At 73.3% G+C, this 17,384-nt stretch carries 17 protein-coding genes; 10 read left to right on the forward strand and 7 right to left on the reverse strand.

Annotated features, from left to right (window positions below):
- Positions 1-222: 222 nt before the first annotated feature.
- The 6 genes from AC3IYI_RS35625 (at position 223) to AC3IYI_RS35650 (ending at position 5,246) form a co-directional block, all read left to right on the forward strand.
- Positions 223-1,011 (forward strand): thioredoxin family protein, encoded by a 789-nt coding sequence (locus AC3IYI_RS35625; RefSeq protein WP_489407561.1) that lies wholly within the window; start codon positions 223-225, stop codon positions 1,009-1,011.
- Positions 1,008-1,643, forward strand: a complete 636-nt coding sequence (locus AC3IYI_RS35630) for a TlpA disulfide reductase family protein (RefSeq protein ID WP_489407562.1) — start codon at positions 1,008-1,010, stop codon at positions 1,641-1,643. The genes AC3IYI_RS35625 and AC3IYI_RS35630 overlap by 4 nt, the downstream gene beginning before the upstream one ends.
- Before the next feature lie 32 nt (positions 1,644-1,675).
- Positions 1,676-2,449 (forward strand): cytochrome c biogenesis CcdA family protein, encoded by a 774-nt coding sequence (locus AC3IYI_RS35635; RefSeq protein WP_489411791.1) that lies wholly within the window; start codon positions 1,676-1,678, stop codon positions 2,447-2,449.
- Between the two features lie 77 nt (positions 2,450-2,526).
- Entirely contained in the window at positions 2,527-3,087 is a 561-nt protein-coding gene (locus AC3IYI_RS35640) for a hypothetical protein (protein ID WP_489407563.1), read from the forward strand.
- A 27-nt stretch (positions 3,088-3,114) separates the two neighbouring features.
- Positions 3,115-3,846, forward strand: coding sequence for a response regulator transcription factor (locus tag AC3IYI_RS35645; protein ID WP_489407564.1), 732 nt, complete (start codon positions 3,115-3,117; stop codon positions 3,844-3,846).
- Positions 3,843-5,246, forward strand: coding sequence for a HAMP domain-containing sensor histidine kinase (locus tag AC3IYI_RS35650; protein ID WP_489407565.1), 1,404 nt, complete (start codon positions 3,843-3,845; stop codon positions 5,244-5,246). Before AC3IYI_RS35645 ends, AC3IYI_RS35650 begins: the two co-directional genes overlap by 4 nt.
- A 22-nt stretch (positions 5,247-5,268) precedes the next feature.
- Here AC3IYI_RS35650 and AC3IYI_RS35655 read toward each other — a convergent pair whose 3' ends face one another.
- The 7 genes from AC3IYI_RS35655 to AC3IYI_RS35685 form a co-directional block, all read right to left on the reverse strand.
- Entirely contained in the window at positions 5,269-5,928 is a 660-nt protein-coding gene (locus tag AC3IYI_RS35655; protein ID WP_489407566.1) for a TetR/AcrR family transcriptional regulator, read from the reverse strand.
- A 190-nt stretch (positions 5,929-6,118) separates the two neighbouring features.
- Positions 6,119-7,294 carry an acyl-CoA dehydrogenase family protein gene (locus AC3IYI_RS35660; RefSeq protein ID WP_489407567.1) on the reverse strand — a complete coding sequence of 392 codons (1,176 nt, stop codon included), beginning with the start codon at positions 7,292-7,294 and terminating at the stop codon, positions 6,119-6,121.
- 67 nt (positions 7,295-7,361) lie between these two features.
- Positions 7,362-8,537: an acyl-CoA dehydrogenase family protein gene (locus AC3IYI_RS35665; RefSeq protein ID WP_489407568.1), complete on the reverse strand. Its 1,176-nt coding sequence runs from the start codon at positions 8,535-8,537 to the stop codon at positions 7,362-7,364.
- Between the two features lie 62 nt (positions 8,538-8,599).
- The gene (locus AC3IYI_RS35670; protein ID WP_489407569.1) at positions 8,600-10,675 is read right to left on the reverse strand and encodes an acetate--CoA ligase family protein; all 2,076 of its coding nucleotides are present in this window, start codon (positions 10,673-10,675) and stop codon (positions 8,600-8,602) included.
- Position 10,676: 1 nt separating this feature from the next.
- Positions 10,677-10,868: a ferredoxin gene (locus AC3IYI_RS35675; protein WP_489407570.1), complete on the reverse strand. Its 192-nt coding sequence runs from the start codon at positions 10,866-10,868 to the stop codon at positions 10,677-10,679.
- Positions 10,865-12,172 (reverse strand): NADH-ubiquinone oxidoreductase-F iron-sulfur binding region domain-containing protein, encoded by a 1,308-nt coding sequence (locus AC3IYI_RS35680; RefSeq protein ID WP_489407571.1) that lies wholly within the window; start codon positions 12,170-12,172, stop codon positions 10,865-10,867. The genes AC3IYI_RS35675 and AC3IYI_RS35680 overlap by 4 nt, the downstream gene beginning before the upstream one ends.
- Positions 12,169-12,612, reverse strand: coding sequence for a hypothetical protein (locus AC3IYI_RS35685; protein ID WP_489407572.1), 444 nt, complete (start codon positions 12,610-12,612; stop codon positions 12,169-12,171). The genes AC3IYI_RS35680 and AC3IYI_RS35685 overlap by 4 nt, the downstream gene beginning before the upstream one ends.
- A gap of 409 nt (positions 12,613-13,021) precedes the next feature.
- On the opposite strand from AC3IYI_RS35685, the gene AC3IYI_RS35690 reads away from it, so the two are divergent.
- From AC3IYI_RS35690 to AC3IYI_RS35705, 4 genes are all read left to right on the forward strand, one after another.
- On the forward strand, positions 13,022-14,227 hold the full coding sequence (locus AC3IYI_RS35690) for an aromatic ring-hydroxylating oxygenase subunit alpha (RefSeq protein WP_489407573.1): 1,206 nt from the start codon (positions 13,022-13,024) through the stop codon (positions 14,225-14,227).
- Between the two features lie 128 nt (positions 14,228-14,355).
- Positions 14,356-15,486: a polyamine ABC transporter substrate-binding protein gene (locus AC3IYI_RS35695; protein ID WP_489407574.1), complete on the forward strand. Its 1,131-nt coding sequence runs from the start codon at positions 14,356-14,358 to the stop codon at positions 15,484-15,486.
- Between the two features lie 148 nt (positions 15,487-15,634).
- Positions 15,635-16,456, forward strand: a complete 822-nt coding sequence (locus AC3IYI_RS35700) for an ABC transporter permease (RefSeq protein WP_489407575.1) — start codon at positions 15,635-15,637, stop codon at positions 16,454-16,456.
- On the forward strand, positions 16,453-17,382 hold the full coding sequence (locus tag AC3IYI_RS35705) for an ABC transporter permease (protein ID WP_489407576.1): 930 nt from the start codon (positions 16,453-16,455) through the stop codon (positions 17,380-17,382). Before AC3IYI_RS35700 ends, AC3IYI_RS35705 begins: the two co-directional genes overlap by 4 nt.
- Positions 17,383-17,384: the final 2 nt, after the last annotated feature.

Here is a 17,384-nt window from a genome sequence, read left to right on the forward strand (position 1 = left end):
TTCCTTAGGGGAACCTCAAGATCGCGCTCACCCGGTTCCAGCGACCCCCAGCGGTCCTATGCTCACGTCAGCCGAGCGGCCTTCGGCGCCCGGGCACGACTGCCCCGGCAACCCCGTCCAGCCGCCGCGCCGCCGAGCCGTCCGTCGCGCCATCGGATCCACCGATCCGGAAGGCGTCTCGCGCTTCCCGTAATCCGAACCGTGCCTTGGGGTGTCTTCGCCATGACTTCTCGCATACTCCGACCCGTCCGTGCAGCCCGCCGCACGACGCGCCCGCGCTCCGCCGCGCCCCTGGCCGGGCGGGTGCCCCTGCTGGCCGCGGCCGTGATCGCCGCCGGGCTGACCGCAGCGTGCGGCCCGTCCAGCCAGCCCACCGGCGCCGCCGCGCCGGCGACGGCCGTACAGCCGTCGCAGACCCTCCCGGCCGGGACGGAGTCCGCGTCCGCGTCCGCCGAGGCGTCTCCGTCCCCGTCCGCGTCCGCCACGCCGCCGTCGGCGTCGGCCTCCGCGTCGGCCCGTACCTCGGCCGGCGCCTCGCCCACCCCCTCACGCGCCCAGCCCGCCAAGCCCGCCCCCAAGCCGTCCCGCACCTCCGCCGCGCCCGCCCCGGCGGCCCGGATCCCCGGCCCCGGCTACGACAGTTCGGCCGACGCGCAGAAGCTGATCGACGCGGCGCTGCGCGCGGCCAAGGCCGACGGGCGGATGGTGCTGCTCGACTTCGGCGCCAACTGGTGCGGCAACTGCAAGGCGGCCGACAAGGTGTTCGCCCAGCCGCAGACGGCATCGCTCCTCGGAGCCTCGTACCACCTGGTCAAGGTGGACATCGGCGGCAACAGCTCCGCGAACTCCGCCCTCCTGCGCAAGTACAGCCCCTCGGGCGGGACGTACAAGATGCCCGTGCTGGTCGTGGTCTCGCCGTCCGGCACGGTGCGCACCGACACGCACGTCACCGGCAATCCCGCCCTGACCTCGGACGGCATCGGCTCCTTCCTCCGCAAGTGGGCGTCATGAGACGTGCGGTCCCACGCACCACCGCCCTGGTCGGCGCCGGCCTCGCGGTGGCGCTCGCCGGGTGCCTCTACGCCGCTGCGGGCGCCGCCTCCGACGGCGGCGACGGCGGCGACGGCGACGGCGGGGAGTCGCCCGGCCCCGCGAGCGTCGCGGTCAGGCCCATGTCCGCGGCTGCGGTCGTGGACACGGGCGCCCGGCCGCAGGCGCCCGCCCTGGAGGGCGCCGACCTGGACGGAAAGCCGGTCGGCCTCGCCGGGTTCCGGGGCCAGGTGGTCGTCCTCAACGTCTGGGGATCGTGGTGCGGGCCCTGCCGCGCGGAGGCCGACGACCTCGAGCGGCTCAGCGGGGAGACCCGTACGCAGGGCGTCCGGTTCCTCGGGATCAACACCCGCGACCGGGACCGTGCGGCGGCGCGGTCCTTCGTCCGCGCGCACGGCCTGGGCTTCCCCAGCCTCCACGACCCCACCGGTGAGCTCCTGCTCCGCTTTCCGCCCGCGCTCCTCAACCCGCAGACCATCCCCTCGACGCTGGTGATCGACCGCCGCGGCCGGATCGCCGTCAGCATCGGGGGAGCGGTCACCGACGAGGAACTGAAGCCCCTGCTCACCCGCGTCGCGCAGGAGACGTCATGACGGTCCTCACCGGCATGGCGACGGTCGCACACATGGTGGCGCTCGCCCCCGCCGCGGACGCCGCCCCCTCCCTCCTCCACGGGACGCCGGCCGTCGCCGCCCCCGTGGCGTTCTTCGCGGGACTGGTCTCCTTCCTCTCGCCGTGCGTACTGCCGCTCGTGCCGGGCTACCTCAGCTACGTGACCAGCCTGTCGGTATCCGACCTGGCGGACGCCCGCGGCGGGCAGCGCGGCCGCATGGCGGCCGGCGCGCTGCTGTTCGTCCTGGGCTTCACGGCCGTCCTGGTCTCCGGAGGCGCCCTGTTCGGGTACGCCGGCCGCACCCTGCTGGCCCACCAGGAGGTGGTCACCCGGGTGCTCGGCGTCTTCACCGTGCTGATGGGGCTGTCCTTCATGGGATTCCTGCCGGGTTTCACCCAGCGGGAGTTCCGCAGCCACCGGCGGCCCGTGCTCGGTCTGGCGGGCGCGCCGCTGCTGGGGGCGGTGTTCGCGGTCGGGTGGACCCCGTGCATCGGCCCGACGCTGGCCGCCGTACAGGCGCTCGCCTGGAGCGAGGCGAGCGCGGCGCGCGGGGCCCTGCTGATGGCCGCCTACTGCCTCGGGCTGGGCCTGCCGTTCATCCTCGCCGCCCTGGCCTTCCGCCGGGCCCTGGGCGCCTTCGGCCTGGTCAAACGGCACTACCAGTGGGTCCTGCGGATCGGCGGCGGCATGCTCGTCCTCGTCGGCGTCCTGCTGGCCACGGGCGTGTGGAACGACCTGGTGTACCGGCTCCAGTTGTGGAGCGCGGCGTACACCACGGCCGTCTGAGCCGCGGACCTTCCCCTCCCTGCGCCCCTTCCCCTCCCTCCGCTTCTTGTCCTCCGCCCCCTGACGAAAGCACAGCCATGAACGTGTCCCCGTACGCGCACCACTCCCGCAAGGCCCGCCTCGCGGCCGCCCTGCTCTCCCTGGCCGCGCTCACGGCCTGCGCCGGGCAGCCCGCGAAGACCGGCTCCGCGCCCACCACGAGCTTCACCGAGAACGGGGTCACCGTCACGCTCTCGGTCTCGGACTGGCAGCCACCGCGGGCCACCCTGACCGCGGTGTTCACCCCCGAGGAGAAGGGGTTCCACCTCTACAGCACCGAGCTGCCCGCCACCGGCGTCGAGGGCGTGGGCCGCCCGACCTCGATGGACGTCACCGGCGCCCTGCGGGCGGACGGGAAGCTGACGGCCGCGGCGGACGTACGGACGATCAGCGTGCCCGGCGTCGACGCCCCGGTCCCCGTCTACCCGGACGGACCCGTCACCACCACACTGCCCGTCCGCCTGGACGGCAACGGGGACGCGACCGTCCTGCTCGGGTACGCGAGCTGCAGTTCGCAGGAGGGCTGCACCATTCCGGTCTCCGACCGCCCCGTCCAGCTGCGCGTCACCGACGAGGGTCCGGCCTTCGGCGACCGATAGGAACGAGCGTTCACCTAAGGTGTGCCCATGCCGAGCGTCCTGGTCGTCGAAGACGACCCCAGCATCCGCCAGTCACTCATCGAAGTCCTGGCGGAGCACGGGTATGCCGTACGCAGCGCCGGCGACGGGTTCGGCGCCCTGCGCGAGGTCACCCAGTCGCCCGTCGACGCGGTGGTCCTCGACCTGGGGCTGCCCGATCTGGACGGAGGAGACGCACTGCGCATGATCCGGGGCATCTCCTCCGTTCCCGTCCTGGTGGCCACCGCCCGCGACGACGAAGCGGAAATCATCCGGCTCCTCAACGCGGGCGCCGACGACTACCTGGTCAAACCCTTCTCCGGGGGACAGCTCATCGCACGCCTCTCCGCCGTCCTGCGGCGCACCAGCCACCTGCCGTCCGCCCATGCCGCGCACGGCGGCCGGGGTCCGGTGCCGTCAGCGGCGGCCGAACCGCTGCGCCCCACCACCGTGGGCGAGCTGGCGGTGGACCCCGGGGCACGCACCGCGTACCTGTCCGGGCGCGAGCTGCGGCTCACCCGCCGCGAGTTCGACCTCCTGGCCTTCCTCGCCCACCACACCGGTCAGGTCGTCTCCAAACGGCGGCTGCTGACCGAGGTCTGGCGCGAGCCGTACGTGGACGACCAGACCGTCGACGTGCACCTGTCGTCGCTGCGCCGCAAGCTCGGCGAACGCGCGGCCGCCCCGCGCTACTTGCTGACCGTCCGCGGCGTCGGCATCAAGCTGGTGGCGCCGCGGTGAGACGCTCCCTGGCCGGAGTGGCGCTCGCCGTCACGTCCATGGTCGCCCTCTCCTTCCTCATACCGCTGGCCGCCCTGGTGATGTCGCTCGTCAAGGAGCAGAGCGTCACCGCCGCCGAGCAACGGGCCGCCGCCCTGGCCCCCGTACTGACACTGACCACGGATCCGTCCGCCCTGCGGGAATCCGCCGCCAGTCTGGACGCGGCCGAGTACGTGGTCGTCCACCTGCCGGACCAGCCCGCCCTCGGCGCGTCCCGGGCCCCCACGGCGCTGCTCGAACGCGCCCAGCAGGGCCGCGAGTCCATCTCCGAGCGGATTCCCGGCGGCTGGATCTGCCTGCAGCCGGTGGTACTGCCCGGCGACCAGGTCGCCGTCATCGAGAACTTCGTCCCCGAACAGGAGCTGACCCGCGGGGTCACGGCCTCCTGGGCGGTCATGCTCCTCCTCGCCGTCGGACTCGTCGGCGGTTCCGTGCTGGTCGCCGACCGCCTCGGCGCGAAGGTCGTCAGGTCCTCCAAGAGGCTCGCCCACGCCTCCCAGGCCCTGGGGCAGGGCAACCTGGACGCCCGCGTGGACCCCATGGGCCCCAGGGAACTGCGCGAGGCGGGCATCGCCTTCAACACCATGGCCCACCGGATGACCGAGCTGCTCGCCGTCGAACGCGAGCTCGTCGCCGACCTGTCCCACCGGCTGCGCACCCCGCTAACGGCCCTGCACCTGGCAACGGAACGCATGGCCGGCTCACCGGAGTCGGCCAGGGTCGAGGCCGCCGTGTGCGCACTGGAAACGGAACTCCGGGCCATCATCACCGCGGCTCGCACCCCGCTCGCCGTGGGCCCGATGGGACAGGGCATGCTCGGCCCGGAAGCGGGCACCCCGCACCAGGCCACCCGCCCGGGACCGGCCGGACCCCGCTGCGAGGCGGCGGACGTCGTGCGCAGCCGGACCGCCTTCTGGGCGGTCCTGGCGGAGCAGCAGAACCGCCCCTGCTCCCTCGACCTCACCCAGGAGCCCGCGGCCGTCGGCCTCCCCGAGGACGACGTCGCCGCCGTGGTGGACGCGCTCATCGGCAACGTCTTCCGGCACACCCCGCCCGGTACCCCCTTCGCCGTGCGCGTCGCCCGCACCGCGCAGGCCGTGGAGCTGGTCGTGGAGGACGCCGGTCCGGGCATCCCCGAACCGGACCAGGCCCTCTCCCGAGGAAGCAGCACCGGCTCCTCGGGGCTCGGTCTCGACATCGCCCGCAGGGCCGGGTCCGTCACCGGCGGCTCGGTGCGCATCGCCCGCGGACCCCGCGGCGGCGCCCGGATCACCGTGGTCTTCGGCCTGGCAGCACCCCTGCCGTCCGGGCGCGGGCCGCGCGCCTCCCGGCGGCGTACGGGATGGCCGCGCGCCCGGTGAAGGCCCGGGGCGGCCCCCGCCGTCAGAGCGCCGGGGCGACATCCGGGGCGACTGCGGGCGTGACTCCCGGCGCGACCTCGGGGAAGACGGGGGCGATCCCGAGGGCCGGCGCGATCGCCCGCCAGATCGTCGACTGGGCCGTGGCGAGGTCGATCCGGGGGTCCTCCAGCATCAGGCGGTTGCCGAGGCCGTCGCACAAGGCCAGCACCAGGGTGCCTACCTCGGCGACGTCGCAGTCGGTGAACTCTCCTGAAGCGATGCCCCGTTCCACGACCCCGGCGACCCATGCGTGCAGTTGGTCGTACAGGTCGACGGCGAGGTCCCGGGCCGTGCCGTCGCGCAGGGCGCGCACCCACAGCTCCTGCCAGAGCTTCCAGTCCTGGCGGAGCTCCGCGTCCGTGGGCAGCATGCTCCGTACGATCCGCGCCAGGACGGTGGCGGCCGGCAGCGAATCGTCCTCGCTGCCGGTGTCCGTACCGGTCTTGGCGAAGGAGTGCGTCATCGCCTCGGCGAAGAGCTTCTCGCGGGTGTCGAAGTGGTAGTGGAGCAGGGCCTTCGAGACGCCGGCGGCCTCGGCGACCTTGCGCATGCTGACGTGCTCGAAACCGATGTCGGCGATCACTTCGCACGCGGCCGTGAGGATTCGCTCACGCGTTTCGAGTGCCCGCTCGGCCTTGGTCACGTGGGCTGCTCCCCGTGTCGGCACCCGTCGGATGGGGTGCGTGGGTGGGTGGAAGGGCCCCGGCGGCCCCGCCCGCCGGACCCCCATCCTCGCGCATGGGGTGCCCGGGCTCCGGCCGTCGGGGCGCCGGAGGGATGTGGCGGCGCCCCGGGCCGCAGAGCGCGGGTGCGGCCCGGAGCGCCGCTCCGGGTCACACCGAGGACGGCATCCGCAGCACGCCCGTGCCGCGCTTGACGAGTTCACCCGCGATGATCAGGCGCTGGATCTCGGAGGTGCCCTCCCAGATCCGGTCGACGCGCAGTTCGCGGTAGAGCCGCTCGACGGGGTACGAGCGGTCGTAGCCGCGGCCTCCGAAGATCTGCAGGCAGCGGTCGATGACCCGGCCGGACGCCTCGCTCGCCGACAGCTTGGCGATGGCGGCCTTCGCGTGCAGCGTCTTGCGGTCGAGGACGCCTTCGTCGACCTCCCAGGCGACCTGGTGGGTGTAGGCGCGGTTGACGGCGATGTCGACGGCGCAGTCGGCGAGCATGCCCTGGATCAGCTGGAAGTCGGCGATGGGGGAGCCGAACTGGCGGCGTTCCACCGCCCAGTCACGGGCGAGCTCCAGGGCCCGCTCCGCCGCTCCGATCGTGCGCGCGGCGATCATCAGCCGTTCCTCGGTGAACCAGGAGCGGGTGATGTCGTAGCCGGTTCCCACCTCCCCGAGCACGGCGTCCGCGGGCAGGCGGACATCGGTGAAGGTGAACTCGGGGTGCTCGTAGACGAAGGTGTGCATCCAGCGGGGCACCCGGGTCATCTCGATGCCCGGGGTGTCCTTGTCGACGAGGAACAGGGTCGGCGCCCCCTCCTCCCCGGCGGCGGCAAGCACGATCATGAAGTCGGCGTGATCGCCGACGGTGACGAACCACTTCTCGCCGTTCAGCACCCAGCCGCCGTCCCCGGTCCGCGTCGCCGTGGTCCGCAGGCTCTGCGGGTCGGAGCCTGCCTCGGGCTCGCTCACCGCGTAGCAGTCGCGGCGCCGTCCCCGGATCACCGGGACGAGGTACCGCTCGCGCTGCTCCGGCGTGCAGAAGGACAGTGCGTTGGCCGGACGCCACACCATGTCCCACAGGGCGCCGGTGAGCCGTCCGAGCTCGGCCTGGACGGTGACCTGCTCCAGGATGCTCAGCCCTGCGCCGCCCCACTCCGCGGGCATGTTGACGGCCTGGAGGCCACTGTCGAGGACGGCGTCGCGGATCTCGGTGTGGGCCTGCGGGGGCAGACCGTTGTTCTCCTCGCAGTCGAGCTCGTACTTCATGATGAACCCGGTGAGGGCGCGCGCCGCGTCGCGGAGCTCTTCCTGACGGGCGGTGAGGCGGAAGTCCATGTGGTGTTCGTCCTCGTGATCGGGGTGACGGTGTGGCGGGGTGGCGGGTGGTGGTGCTGGGGACCCGTCAGGAGCGGCCGGGCAGCGCGAGTGCCCGCGTACCCCGCTTGACGAGTTCGCCCGCGATGATCAGGCGCTGGATCTCGGAGGTGCCCTCCCAGATCCGGTCGACGCGCAGTTCCCGGTACATCCGCTCGACGGGGTACGAGCGGTCGTAGCCGCGGCCTCCGAAGATCTGCACGCACCGGTCGACGACCCGCCCCGCGGCCTCGCTCGCGGCGAGCTTCGCCGTCGACGCCTTGGCGTGCAGGGTCTTGGGGTCGGTGTGCGGCTGGTCGGCTTCCCAGGCGACCTGGTGGGTGTAGGCGCGGTTGACGGCGATGTCGACGGCGCAATCGGCGAGCATGCCCTGGATCAGCTGGAAGTCGGCGATGGGGGAGCCGAACTGGCGGCGGTGTACCGCCCAGTCGCGGGCGAGCTCCAGGGCCCGCTCCGCCGCGCCGACGGTCCGGGCGGCGATCATCAGCCGCTCGTCCGTGAACCACTCCTTCGTCAGCTCGTAGCCGTTGCCGACACCGCCGAGCACGTCCTCGTCGGCGACGAAGACATCGGTGAAGGTGAACTCGGGGTGCCCGTTCACCGCGGAATGCATGAACCGGGGGACCCGAGTCATCTCGACGCCCGCCGCCCCCTTGTCCACGAAGAACAGGGTCGCGGCACGCTCCGGGCCCGCATCGGCCTGAACCAGCAGGAAGTCGGCGATGTCACCGCAGGTCACGAACCACTTCTCGCCGTTCACGAGCCAGCCGCCCTCGGTGCGGGTCGCCGTGCTCGTGCACGAGCGGGGGTCCGAGCCCGCACCGGGTTCGGTGACCGCGAACGCGTCGAACCGCTCGCCCCGGATGACGGGCAGGAGGTACTTCTCGCGCTGCGCCTCGGTGCCGTGGGCCAGGACGTTCGCGGGCCGCCAGGGGATGTCCCAGAGGCAGTTGGTGACCTTGCCGAACTCCTCCTCGACGATGACCTGGTCCAGCAGGGACAGGCCGGCCCCACCCCAGGCGGCGGGCATGTTGATCGCGTAGACGCCGGCGTCCATGGCGGCGCGGGTCAGTTCGCGGACCGTCTCGGCGGGCAGCGGGCCGCCCGCTTCCTCGGACTGGTCCTCGTACCCCATCAGGAGGTGTGCGTAGGCGGCGGCGCGGGCCTTGAGGTCGGCCTGCTCGGGCGTGTAGCGGAAGTCCATGGCGTGCTCCGGGGCGAAAGGGACGGGGGGAGTGGGGCTCGGGGCATGAGGGCGGGACGGGGTCAGCCCAGGACGGCCCGTGCGTCCAGCGCCAGGACGCCGTCGGGGCGGACGAGCAACGGGTTGACCTCCAGCTCGGCGATCTCCGGATGCGCGGCGGCCACCGTCGTGATGCGTTCGATCACGGCCGCCGCGGCCGCCACGTCGACGGCGGGCCGGCCGCGGACACCCGCGAGCAGGGCGGCTGTCCGCAGGCCCCGCAGCAGCTCCTCCGCCCGCCGCGCCGGTACGGGCGCCAGCGCGAAGGCCACGTCGCGCAGGGTCTCGGTGAGGACCCCGCCGAGCCCGACCATGGCCACCGGTCCGAAGCGGGGGTCGCGGTTCACACCCACGATCAGCTCGATGCCGTCCGAGAGATCGGCCATCGCCTCGACCGAGTACGCGCCGGGGCCGAGCCGGGCGTGCATGTCCCGGTAGGCGCCGACGAGCGCGTCCCGGTCTGCCAGGCGCAGCGCCACGCCGCCCGCGTCGGACTTGTGCAGGAGGTGCAGGGCCTTCAGCACGTACGGGCCCTCGAACTCCCCGGCCGCGGCCAGTACTCCGGCCTCGTCGGTGACCTCACGGGCGGACGGGAACGGCACACCCGCGGCGCCCAGCAGTGCGCGTACCCCGTGGTACCCCGGGTCCCGCAGGCGCGCGGCGGCGGCGGGCAGTGCGGGGAGCTCCGGGGCCGCGCCCGCCGCCCGGCCGGTCATCGCCGCCAGGGCGCGGGCGGCGTCCTCGGTGGCGGCGAACACCGGTATCCCGGCCCCGGCCAGCACCCGGCAGCTCGGCGACCCGGGATACATCGACTGCACGACCAGGGGCTTCGGCGAGCCCGCGAGGTGGGTGACGATCTTCTCGGCGGCCCGCGTCTCCCCCTCCGCGAGCACGGAGCCGCCCGCCTGCCCGCCGCCCAGGCCGCCCTCGGACGCGGCGTACCCGCCGAAGTAGCCCGTCATTAGGACGGCGTCGACCTCGTCGGCGGCGAGGAGGTGCCCGACCGTGTCGGCGTACGAGAGGGGCTGCTGCTCGCCCATCCCCGCCAGGTCGACCGGATTGGCGACCGCCGACTGCTCCCACAGCACGGTCCGCAGCCCTGCCCGGGTCGCCTCGGTGAGCTCCGGAACGTCGAGCCCGGCGTCCTCGGCGGCGTCCGCCGCGATCGCCCCGTGGCCGCCGCCGTCGGTGAAGACCGCGGTCCGGCGCCCTCCCGCACGAGCCCTGGGGAGGCTGCTCAGGGCGGCCAGTACGACGGTCATCTCCCGTGGTGTGCGTACCAGTTCCACCCCCGCGTCACGGCAGGCGGCGGCCACGACTCCGGCCGAGGTGGTGAGGGCGCCGGTGTGTGACCGGGCGCTGCGTGCGGAGGCGGAGCCGCGCCCGGCGGTGAGCAGGACCACCGGTTTGCCCGCCGCGGCGGCGGCCCCGGCGAAGGCCCTGCCGTCGCCGAAGTCCTCGGCGTACACGGCGATCGCGGTCGTGGCCTCGTGGCGGGCGCAGTCCTCGACGAGGTCGACGAGGGTGACGTCGGCCTGGTTGCCGAGGGAGACGAACCGGGAGAAGCCCAGACCGTGCGGAGCGCCGCGGAGCTGGAGTTCGAGGGCGAGGTTGCCGCTCTGGCTCAGCAGGGCGGTGCCGCCGGGCGCGAAACGGTCCGAGGCGAGGTACAGCCCGGTCGTGTTGTCGGCGATGCCCAGGCAGTTGGGTCCGACGAGCAAGGCTCCGGCCTCCCGGACCCGGGCGACGACCGCGCGCTGGCGGGCCGCTCCCGCCGGGCCGGCCTCGGCGAACCCGGCGGTGATGCCCACGATCGCCTTCGCCCCGCAGGCCAGGGCGTCTTCCACGGCGGCCTCGAAGCCGCTGCCGGGGACGGAGATCACCACCAGCTCGACGGGTTCGCCGATCGCGGCGAGGGACGGGGCCGCCCGGCGGCCGAGGACGGTGCCACCGCGCCGGTTCACCAGGTGTACGGGGCGCCGGCCGTCGGCGCGGAGCGCCTGGGAGGCCACCGCGTGGCCGTACTTCGCCGGATCGTCGCTGGCGCCGACCACGGCGACCGAGCGCGGGTCGAAGAGAGCGGTCAGATCGCGTCCCATGTCACTTCTCCACTCGGAGCGCGGAGTTGGGGCAGCTCGCTGCGCAGGCGCGCGCCGCGTCCTCGGCGCCGGGCGGGACGGCGACGGCGATGACCTTCGCGTAGCCCCACTCGTCGAGTTCGACCAGGTGGGGTGCGTGTTCCTGGCACAGTCCGTAGCCCTGGCAGCGGGTGGAGTCCAGCAGGAGGTTCACGGTGTTCCTTTCAGCACGGGCAAGCGGGGTACGGTCCCGTCGTCCACGGCCGCGCAGGCGACCTCCGGTACGGCCACGGTGAGGCGGCCCCCGTGGCCACGCCCGGGCAGGGCGGCGACGCAGCGTGGACAGGGCCCCCGCAGGTGGGACCGGACGGGTCCGGGGAAGGCGGTCAGCAGGCTGCCGGCGATGCCCGCGGCGGCGTCGAGGAGGCCGCACGCGCCGCGTCCGCGCAGGCCCAGCGACCACCGCTCCAACCGGGCGGGGGTGTCGGGCGCGGCCGTGCCCGCGGCGAGGGCGTGGACGGCGTCGCGGACCGCCGCGGTGCCCGAGACGCAGACCCCGCACTGCCGTGCGCTCTGCGCCGCGAGGTGGCCGACGGCATCGGCGGCGGTGCTCACCGGGCAGGCTCCGGCGGCGAGGAAGCGGATCGCCCCGCAGCCCAGTGCCGTGCCCGCCGCGGTGAGCGCGCCGGGTTCGAGGGGGAGCTCCAGGGCGCGGGCGTCGACGAACCCGCCGAACAGTCCGCCCATCAGGGCCCCGGACGCGTCCGGGACGCCGAGCGCGGCAGCCGGCACGCGCAGGGGGACTCCGTAGGGGACTTCGGTGAGGACGGGGACCGCGCTCCCGCCGGACAGGGTCACCAGCGTGGAGCGGGCGATCGCCTGCCGCAGGCCGGGGCGGGCGGCGGTGAGGGCGATGCGGGCGAGGGTCTCGACGTTGGACACCAAGGTCGGCGCGCCGCCGACCCCGCGCTCGAAGGGGCGGGGCGGCTTGGCGGTGGGCAGCGCCGGCCCGCCGTCGATCCGGCGGACGACCGCGGTCTCCTCCCCGGCCACGTAGGTGTGGGCGGTCTCGACGACCTCGACGGGCAGCCACGGCTCCCGTTCGGCGAGCGCCCGGCGGACGCGGTCGGCGGCCACCGGGTCCGAGAGGTAGACGTAGCCGCGTACGGCGCCGGTGACCGCGGCGGCGCGGGCGAGGCCGTCGAGGACCAGATGGGGCCTGGCCCGCAGCAGCCAGCGGTCCTTGACGGAGCCGGGCTCGCCCTCTTCGCCGTTCGCCACCACCACCGGGACGCCGCCGCGCTCGCGTACGGCACGCAGCTTGACGGCGGCCGGGAAACCGGCCCCGCCGCGCCCGCGCAGACCGGATGCGGCGAGGTGGTGCAGCAGTTCGTCCGGGCCGGTGGCGTCGGCGTAGCCACCGGTGGCGAGGTACGCCTCGGCGTCCTCGGTCGTGCCTGGAGCGGCTCCGAGGACGGAGCCCGGCGGCTGCCCCGCCGGGAGTCGGATCGTGGTCATCGGCTGTTTCCTGTCCGGGAGTTGGAGCGCAGGGTCCGTACGGCGCTCTCGAGTGCCGCGCGGTCCGCGGCGGTTCGGGCGTATCCCGTTCCCGGGAGCCCGATGAGCATGCGGTGGTGGTCGAGGACCACCTCGCCGGCGAGTAGGGCGGCCGGGCGGTCGCCCTGCCCGGCGCCGTCGGCAACGGCGGTCACCAGCGCGGCGACTTCGGCCAGGTAGCGCAGCCAGCCGCGCCGGCTGCCCCGCAGGATCAGGTGCTCCAGGCGGCGCCGCTCGGAGGCCACCAGCTCCGGCGGCGGTGCGGGTGCGGGCTCTGTGGGCCCCGTGGGCCCCGTAGGGGGACGGTGTGAGGAAGCGCGCAGGGCGGCGACCGCGGCGGGCAGTTCCCGCTCCGGTTCGGGCGTGAGCCCGAGCCAGTCCAGACACCGACGACCGCTCATGCGTGCCTCCGGGAGGAGTGGGGGTGCCGTGGGCGACCGGGCCGGTGCCGGGAGCCGGGGGCGGTGTGGGGATGCCCGGGGCTCACCGCAGGGACGCCGATGGCGTGTGGCAGGAGATGGAGGGGGTGGAGGGGGTGCGAGCCCGGGCGGGTGCCAGGGCGGCGGGGCTGCATCCGGCCGGACGAAAGGCTCAGAAGAGGATGAACTCCGGTGCGGCGACGAGAATTACGCTAGCTGACCGATCGGTCAGCGTACAAGTCTTGACCCAGCGGAAATCAGCCAGCAATCTGACTGTCCAATCGGTCAGCAAGGCCGCGGCGTCCGCCCCGGCCCGCTGCCCGCCGCCGGGTCGTCTCGCCACCCTTCGCCGAGACCGATCGCCGCACCGCCGGTACGGAGGAGTCACCCGATGCACTCCAGAGCCCCCGAAAAGCCCCCGGCCGACCAGCCGGTCCCGGACGGCCGGCCGGTCCCGGACGTCCCCGGGCCAGCCCTGCCAGCCCGCTACTACACCGATCCCGACATCGCCGCCGAGGAGATCCGCCACGTCTTCGCCAAGGCCTGGCAGCTCGTCTGCCACGAGTCCGACCTGCCGAACCCGGGCGCCCGGCTCGCCGCCACCATCGCGGGCCGCGAGGTGCTCGTCGTCCGCACCGAGGACGGCGCCCTCGCCGCCCACCTCAACGTGTGCCGCCACCGCGGAACGCGCCTGGTCACCGCCCCCGAACCGGCCGGTAAAGCGATCCGCTGCCCCTACCACGGCTGGACCTACCGCCTCGACGGAAGCCTGGTCGGCGCCCCGGAGGCACGGCAGATCCCCTGCCTCGACAAACCCGCGCTCAGTCTTCTCCCGGCCCGCGTCGAATCCTTCCTCGGGTTCGTGTTCGTCAACCTCGACCCCGATGCGGTGCCCCTGGCCCAGCAGTGCGCCGGGCTCGCCGAGGCCGTCGGCCACTACGCCGGGGCCGGTCTGGTACCCGTCGGCCGCGCCCGGATCCACGACCTGGCCGCAGCCGAGGTGCAGGAGGCCAACTGGAAGGTGACGGTCGACAATTACCTGGAGGGCTACCACGTACCGGTGGCCCACCCGGGGCTGATGCGGCTGCTCGACTACCAGGGCTACACCTGCGAGATCGAGGAGTCCTACGCACTGTTCGCCTCGCCCTTGCGGGACAAGCCGTCCTCGAACTGGGCCGAACGCCTCTACCAGCGCATCGCCGCACCCATGCCCGGCCTCACCGAAGCGGACCGGCGGGTCTGGCGGTACGCGGTCATCTACCCGAACACCCTCATCGACTTCTACCCCGACCACGTCCTGGCCTGGACCGCGATCCCGACGGCGGTGGACCGGGTGGCCGTCCCCGGCGCGTTCTACACCCGGCGCGGTACGAGCCTGCGCACCCGCATCGCCCGCCGCCTGAACATCCACATCGGCTGGATCACCAACGACGAGGACGTCGAGCTGGTCGCCCGCGTGCAGAAGGGGCTCTCCACCCCCGGATTCGAGCCCGGCCCGCTGTCCCGCCGCGAGGCGGCGGTCGGCTGGTTCGCGGGCCGCATCCGAGCGGACCTGGACGCCGTCGCAGATCCCGACACGGCCGACGCCGAGCACTGAACCGCGCCTGAGGCACCTTCCGTTCCCCTACTCACCTCACCGCACCTCACCGCACCCCCACCTCCGCCCGTGCACGTCTTCCCACTCGCCGTCCCCCCCCCACGGCCCCCCTACGGAGAGGACCCAGCATGTCCCCCGAGGCACACCCCCTGTCCAGACGCTCCCTCCTGCGCGCCGGCACCGCCGCCGCCCTCGGCCTCACGGCAGCCGGCTGCGGATTCGCGTCCGGTGACGACCCGTCCGGCAAAGCGGCCGAGGAGACGCCGATCGACGTCAAGGTCGACGGCGACCTCGTCTACTTCAACTGGGCCGACTTCGTCGACCCGGCCGTCTTCGAAGGCTTCGAGAAGGAGTACGGCGTCAAGGTCGTCCAGTCGAACTTCGACTCGATGGAAGGCATGGCCGCCAAGCTCAACTCCGGGAACCAGTACGACATCATCTTCCCCACGGCGAAATGGTCCCAGCGCCTCGCCACCGGGGGCAGGCTGCGGGCGATCGACCACACCCGGCTGAAGAACGCCGAGGCCGTGTTCGGCGGCTACGACTACTTCGCCGACCCCTGGTACGACCCGCACTCCCGGCACACCGTGCCCTTCACCATGTACAAGACCGGCATCGGCTGGCGCCGCGACCGGCTCGGTGACCTGACCGGTTCCTGGGACGACCTGTGGAACGAGCAGGCCAAGGGCAAGGTCTTCGTACTCGACGACCGCGACGAGGTGCTCGGCATGGGCGCGCTCAAGCTCGGTCTCGGCCTCACCACCGACGGCCAGGACGACCTCGCGCGCGTCACCGACACCCTGCGCTCGCTCCGCCCCCGCCTGCGCGGCTTCTCCAGCGACAGCTACAACAACCTGCTCAACGGCAACGCCGACATGACCCAGGCGTGGAGCGGGGACATGGCGGCCATGCTCGCCCAGGCGGAGGACCCCACCGTCTTCGGCTTCGAAGTCGCCCGCGAGGGCGCCCCGCTCAACTCCGACTGCTACGCCATCCCCGCCAACGCGCAACACCCCGGCACCGCGATGCTCTTCATCGACTACATGCTCCGCCCGGAAAACGTGAAGAAGAACATCGAGTACATCGGCTACCCCATGCCGGTCCGCGGCAGCGAGGACACGTACACGGCGCTCGTGGAGCCCTTCCCCCAGTGCCGGGTGACCGCGGCCGACCTCAAGGACGACCTCTACTTCCGCAACGGCACGGCCAAGGGCGAGCAGCTGCGCGACGCCGCCTGGACCGATCTGAAGGCCGGCTGACATGGCACGACCTGATCCTCGGGACCCTCGGGATCCTCGGGGTCCCCGGGACCCGCGGAGTCCCCGGAATCCGCAGCGTCGATCCGTCCTGCCCCGTCCGCCGCGCGGGGGCCGGGCGGGGGCGGAGGCGAGGCTGTGGACCTGGTTCATGCTCCCCGGCACCCTGTGGATGACCGGCTTCCTCCTCGCCTCCCTGCTCCTGGTGGCCACCCTCGCCTTCGGTACCACCGACCCGCTCGGAAACCCGCGCTTCGGGCTCAACTTCGAGAACTTCGCCGCCCTCGCCGATCCGGCCTACCGCACCGTCCTGCTGCGCTCGCTCGGCTACGCGCTGATCACCTGCCTCATCTGCCTGGCCGTGGCCTACCCCGTCGCCTACGCCATCGCCCTGTGCGGCGGCCGCTTCAAACACCTGCTGATCGCCGCGATCGTCGTCCCGTTCTTCGCCAACTACCTGGTACGGATGTACGGCTGGTCCGTGGTGCTCTCCGACGACGGGCCGGTGCTCAAGGCCCTGCGCGCGACCGGCCTCGCCGACGGCGACACCAAGATCCTCCAGACCGGCCCGGGGGTCATCGCCGGACTCGTCTACGGCTTCGTCGTCTTCATGATCATCCCGCTGTACGCGGCCATGGAGCGCATGGACACCTCGCTCATCGAGGCCGGACGGGACCTCTACGGCGGCCCCTTGAGGACCTTCCTCTTCGTCACCGTGCCCGCCACCCGCCAGGGCGCGGCGGCCGGCTGCGTCCTCGTCTTCCTGCCCGCCATGGGCGACTTCGTCAGCGCCCAGCTCATGGGAGGCCCCGACCAGATCATGATCGGCAACCTGATCCAGGACAAGTTCTTCCAGGGCCAGAACTGGCCCCTCGGCTCGGCCCTGACCATCCTGCTGATGGGGGTCCTGCTGTTCGGGATGCTCGGCTACCTGAGACGCACCCGCAAGGACGAGGCGGAGGCGGTCCGATGACCCCGCGCCCCGTTCCCCGTACGGCGCCCCGTACGCCGCGCACCGCCCTCCGGCCCGCCGACGAGGCGCCGGAACGGCCCGCCACCCGGCCGCGCCGCCCCCGCGGACGGCGCCGCGGAGCCGACCGCCGGCCCCGGTTCGCCATCGCCGTCACCGCGGTCTTCTTCGCGCTGCTCTACCTCCCCGTCGGCGTCGTCGTCCTGTTCTCCTTCAACGCGCAGAAGTCCCTCACCGTCTTCGACGGGGTGAGCCTGCGCTGGTACGACGCGTTCCTCCGCGACGACGCACTCATCGGCTCGCTCGGCATGAGCCTTCGGGTGTCCCTGGTCGCGATGGCCGTCTCGCTCGTCCTCGGCGTGGCCCTCGCCCTGGGCCTGGTCCGCGGCCGCGGGCGCCTCGGCTCCTTCGCCGGCCTGGTCATGCTCGTACCGCTGATCACCCCGGAGATCGTCACCGGCGTCGCCGCGATGATGCTCTTCAAGGGCCTCGGCATCACCCTGTCCACCACCACCGTGATGCTCGCCGAGATCACCTTCTCCATCTCCTACGTCACCGTCATCCTGCGCTCCCGCATCGCCGCCCTCAACCCGGAGGTCGAGGAGGCGGCGATGGACCTCGGAGCCACCCGCCGGCAGGCCCTGCGCCTGGTGACCCTGCCCGCGCTGCTCCCCGGCATCCTCGCGTCCGGGGTGCTGATCTTCGCCCTGGTCTTCGACGACTTCGTCCTCGCCTACTTCACCACCGGCGTCGACCCGCAGCCGCTCTCCGTCCGCATCTACTCGGCCATCAGGTTCGGGGTCCAGCCCACCATCAACGCCGTCGGCACCCTGATGCTCGTCGGCTCCATCGCGCTCATCGCGTTCGCACTCGCCATCCCGCGCCTCTTCGGCCGCCGAGGCGGCCTCGATCTGCTCCCCGGGAAGTGACA

Source organism: Streptomyces sp. GL_148 (genome assembly GCF_057834205.1).

Coding starts and splice junctions, on each gene's coding strand:
- AC3IYI_RS35625 (WP_489407561.1), top strand. CDS start 223: ATGACTTCTCGCATACTCCGACCCGTCCGTGCAGCCCGCCGCACGACG.
- AC3IYI_RS35630 (WP_489407562.1), top strand. CDS start 1,008: ATGAGACGTGCGGTCCCACGCACCACCGCCCTGGTCGGCGCCGGCCTC.
- AC3IYI_RS35635 (WP_489411791.1), top strand. CDS start 1,676: ATGGTGGCGCTCGCCCCCGCCGCGGACGCCGCCCCCTCCCTCCTCCAC.
- AC3IYI_RS35640 (WP_489407563.1), top strand. CDS start 2,527: ATGAACGTGTCCCCGTACGCGCACCACTCCCGCAAGGCCCGCCTCGCG.
- AC3IYI_RS35645 (WP_489407564.1), top strand. CDS start 3,115: ATGCCGAGCGTCCTGGTCGTCGAAGACGACCCCAGCATCCGCCAGTCA.
- AC3IYI_RS35660 (WP_489407567.1), bottom strand. CDS start 7,294: ATGGACTTCCGCCTCACCGCCCGTCAGGAAGAGCTCCGCGACGCGGCG.
- AC3IYI_RS35665 (WP_489407568.1), bottom strand. CDS start 8,537: ATGGACTTCCGCTACACGCCCGAGCAGGCCGACCTCAAGGCCCGCGCC.
- AC3IYI_RS35670 (WP_489407569.1), bottom strand. CDS start 10,675: ATGGGACGCGATCTGACCGCTCTCTTCGACCCGCGCTCGGTCGCCGTG.
- AC3IYI_RS35680 (WP_489407571.1), bottom strand. CDS start 12,172: ATGACCACGATCCGACTCCCGGCGGGGCAGCCGCCGGGCTCCGTCCTC.
- AC3IYI_RS35685 (WP_489407572.1), bottom strand. CDS start 12,612: ATGAGCGGTCGTCGGTGTCTGGACTGGCTCGGGCTCACGCCCGAACCG.
- AC3IYI_RS35690 (WP_489407573.1), top strand. CDS start 13,022: ATGCACTCCAGAGCCCCCGAAAAGCCCCCGGCCGACCAGCCGGTCCCG.
- AC3IYI_RS35695 (WP_489407574.1), top strand. CDS start 14,356: ATGTCCCCCGAGGCACACCCCCTGTCCAGACGCTCCCTCCTGCGCGCC.
- AC3IYI_RS35700 (WP_489407575.1), top strand. CDS start 15,635: ATGCTCCCCGGCACCCTGTGGATGACCGGCTTCCTCCTCGCCTCCCTG.
- AC3IYI_RS35705 (WP_489407576.1), top strand. CDS start 16,453: ATGACCCCGCGCCCCGTTCCCCGTACGGCGCCCCGTACGCCGCGCACC.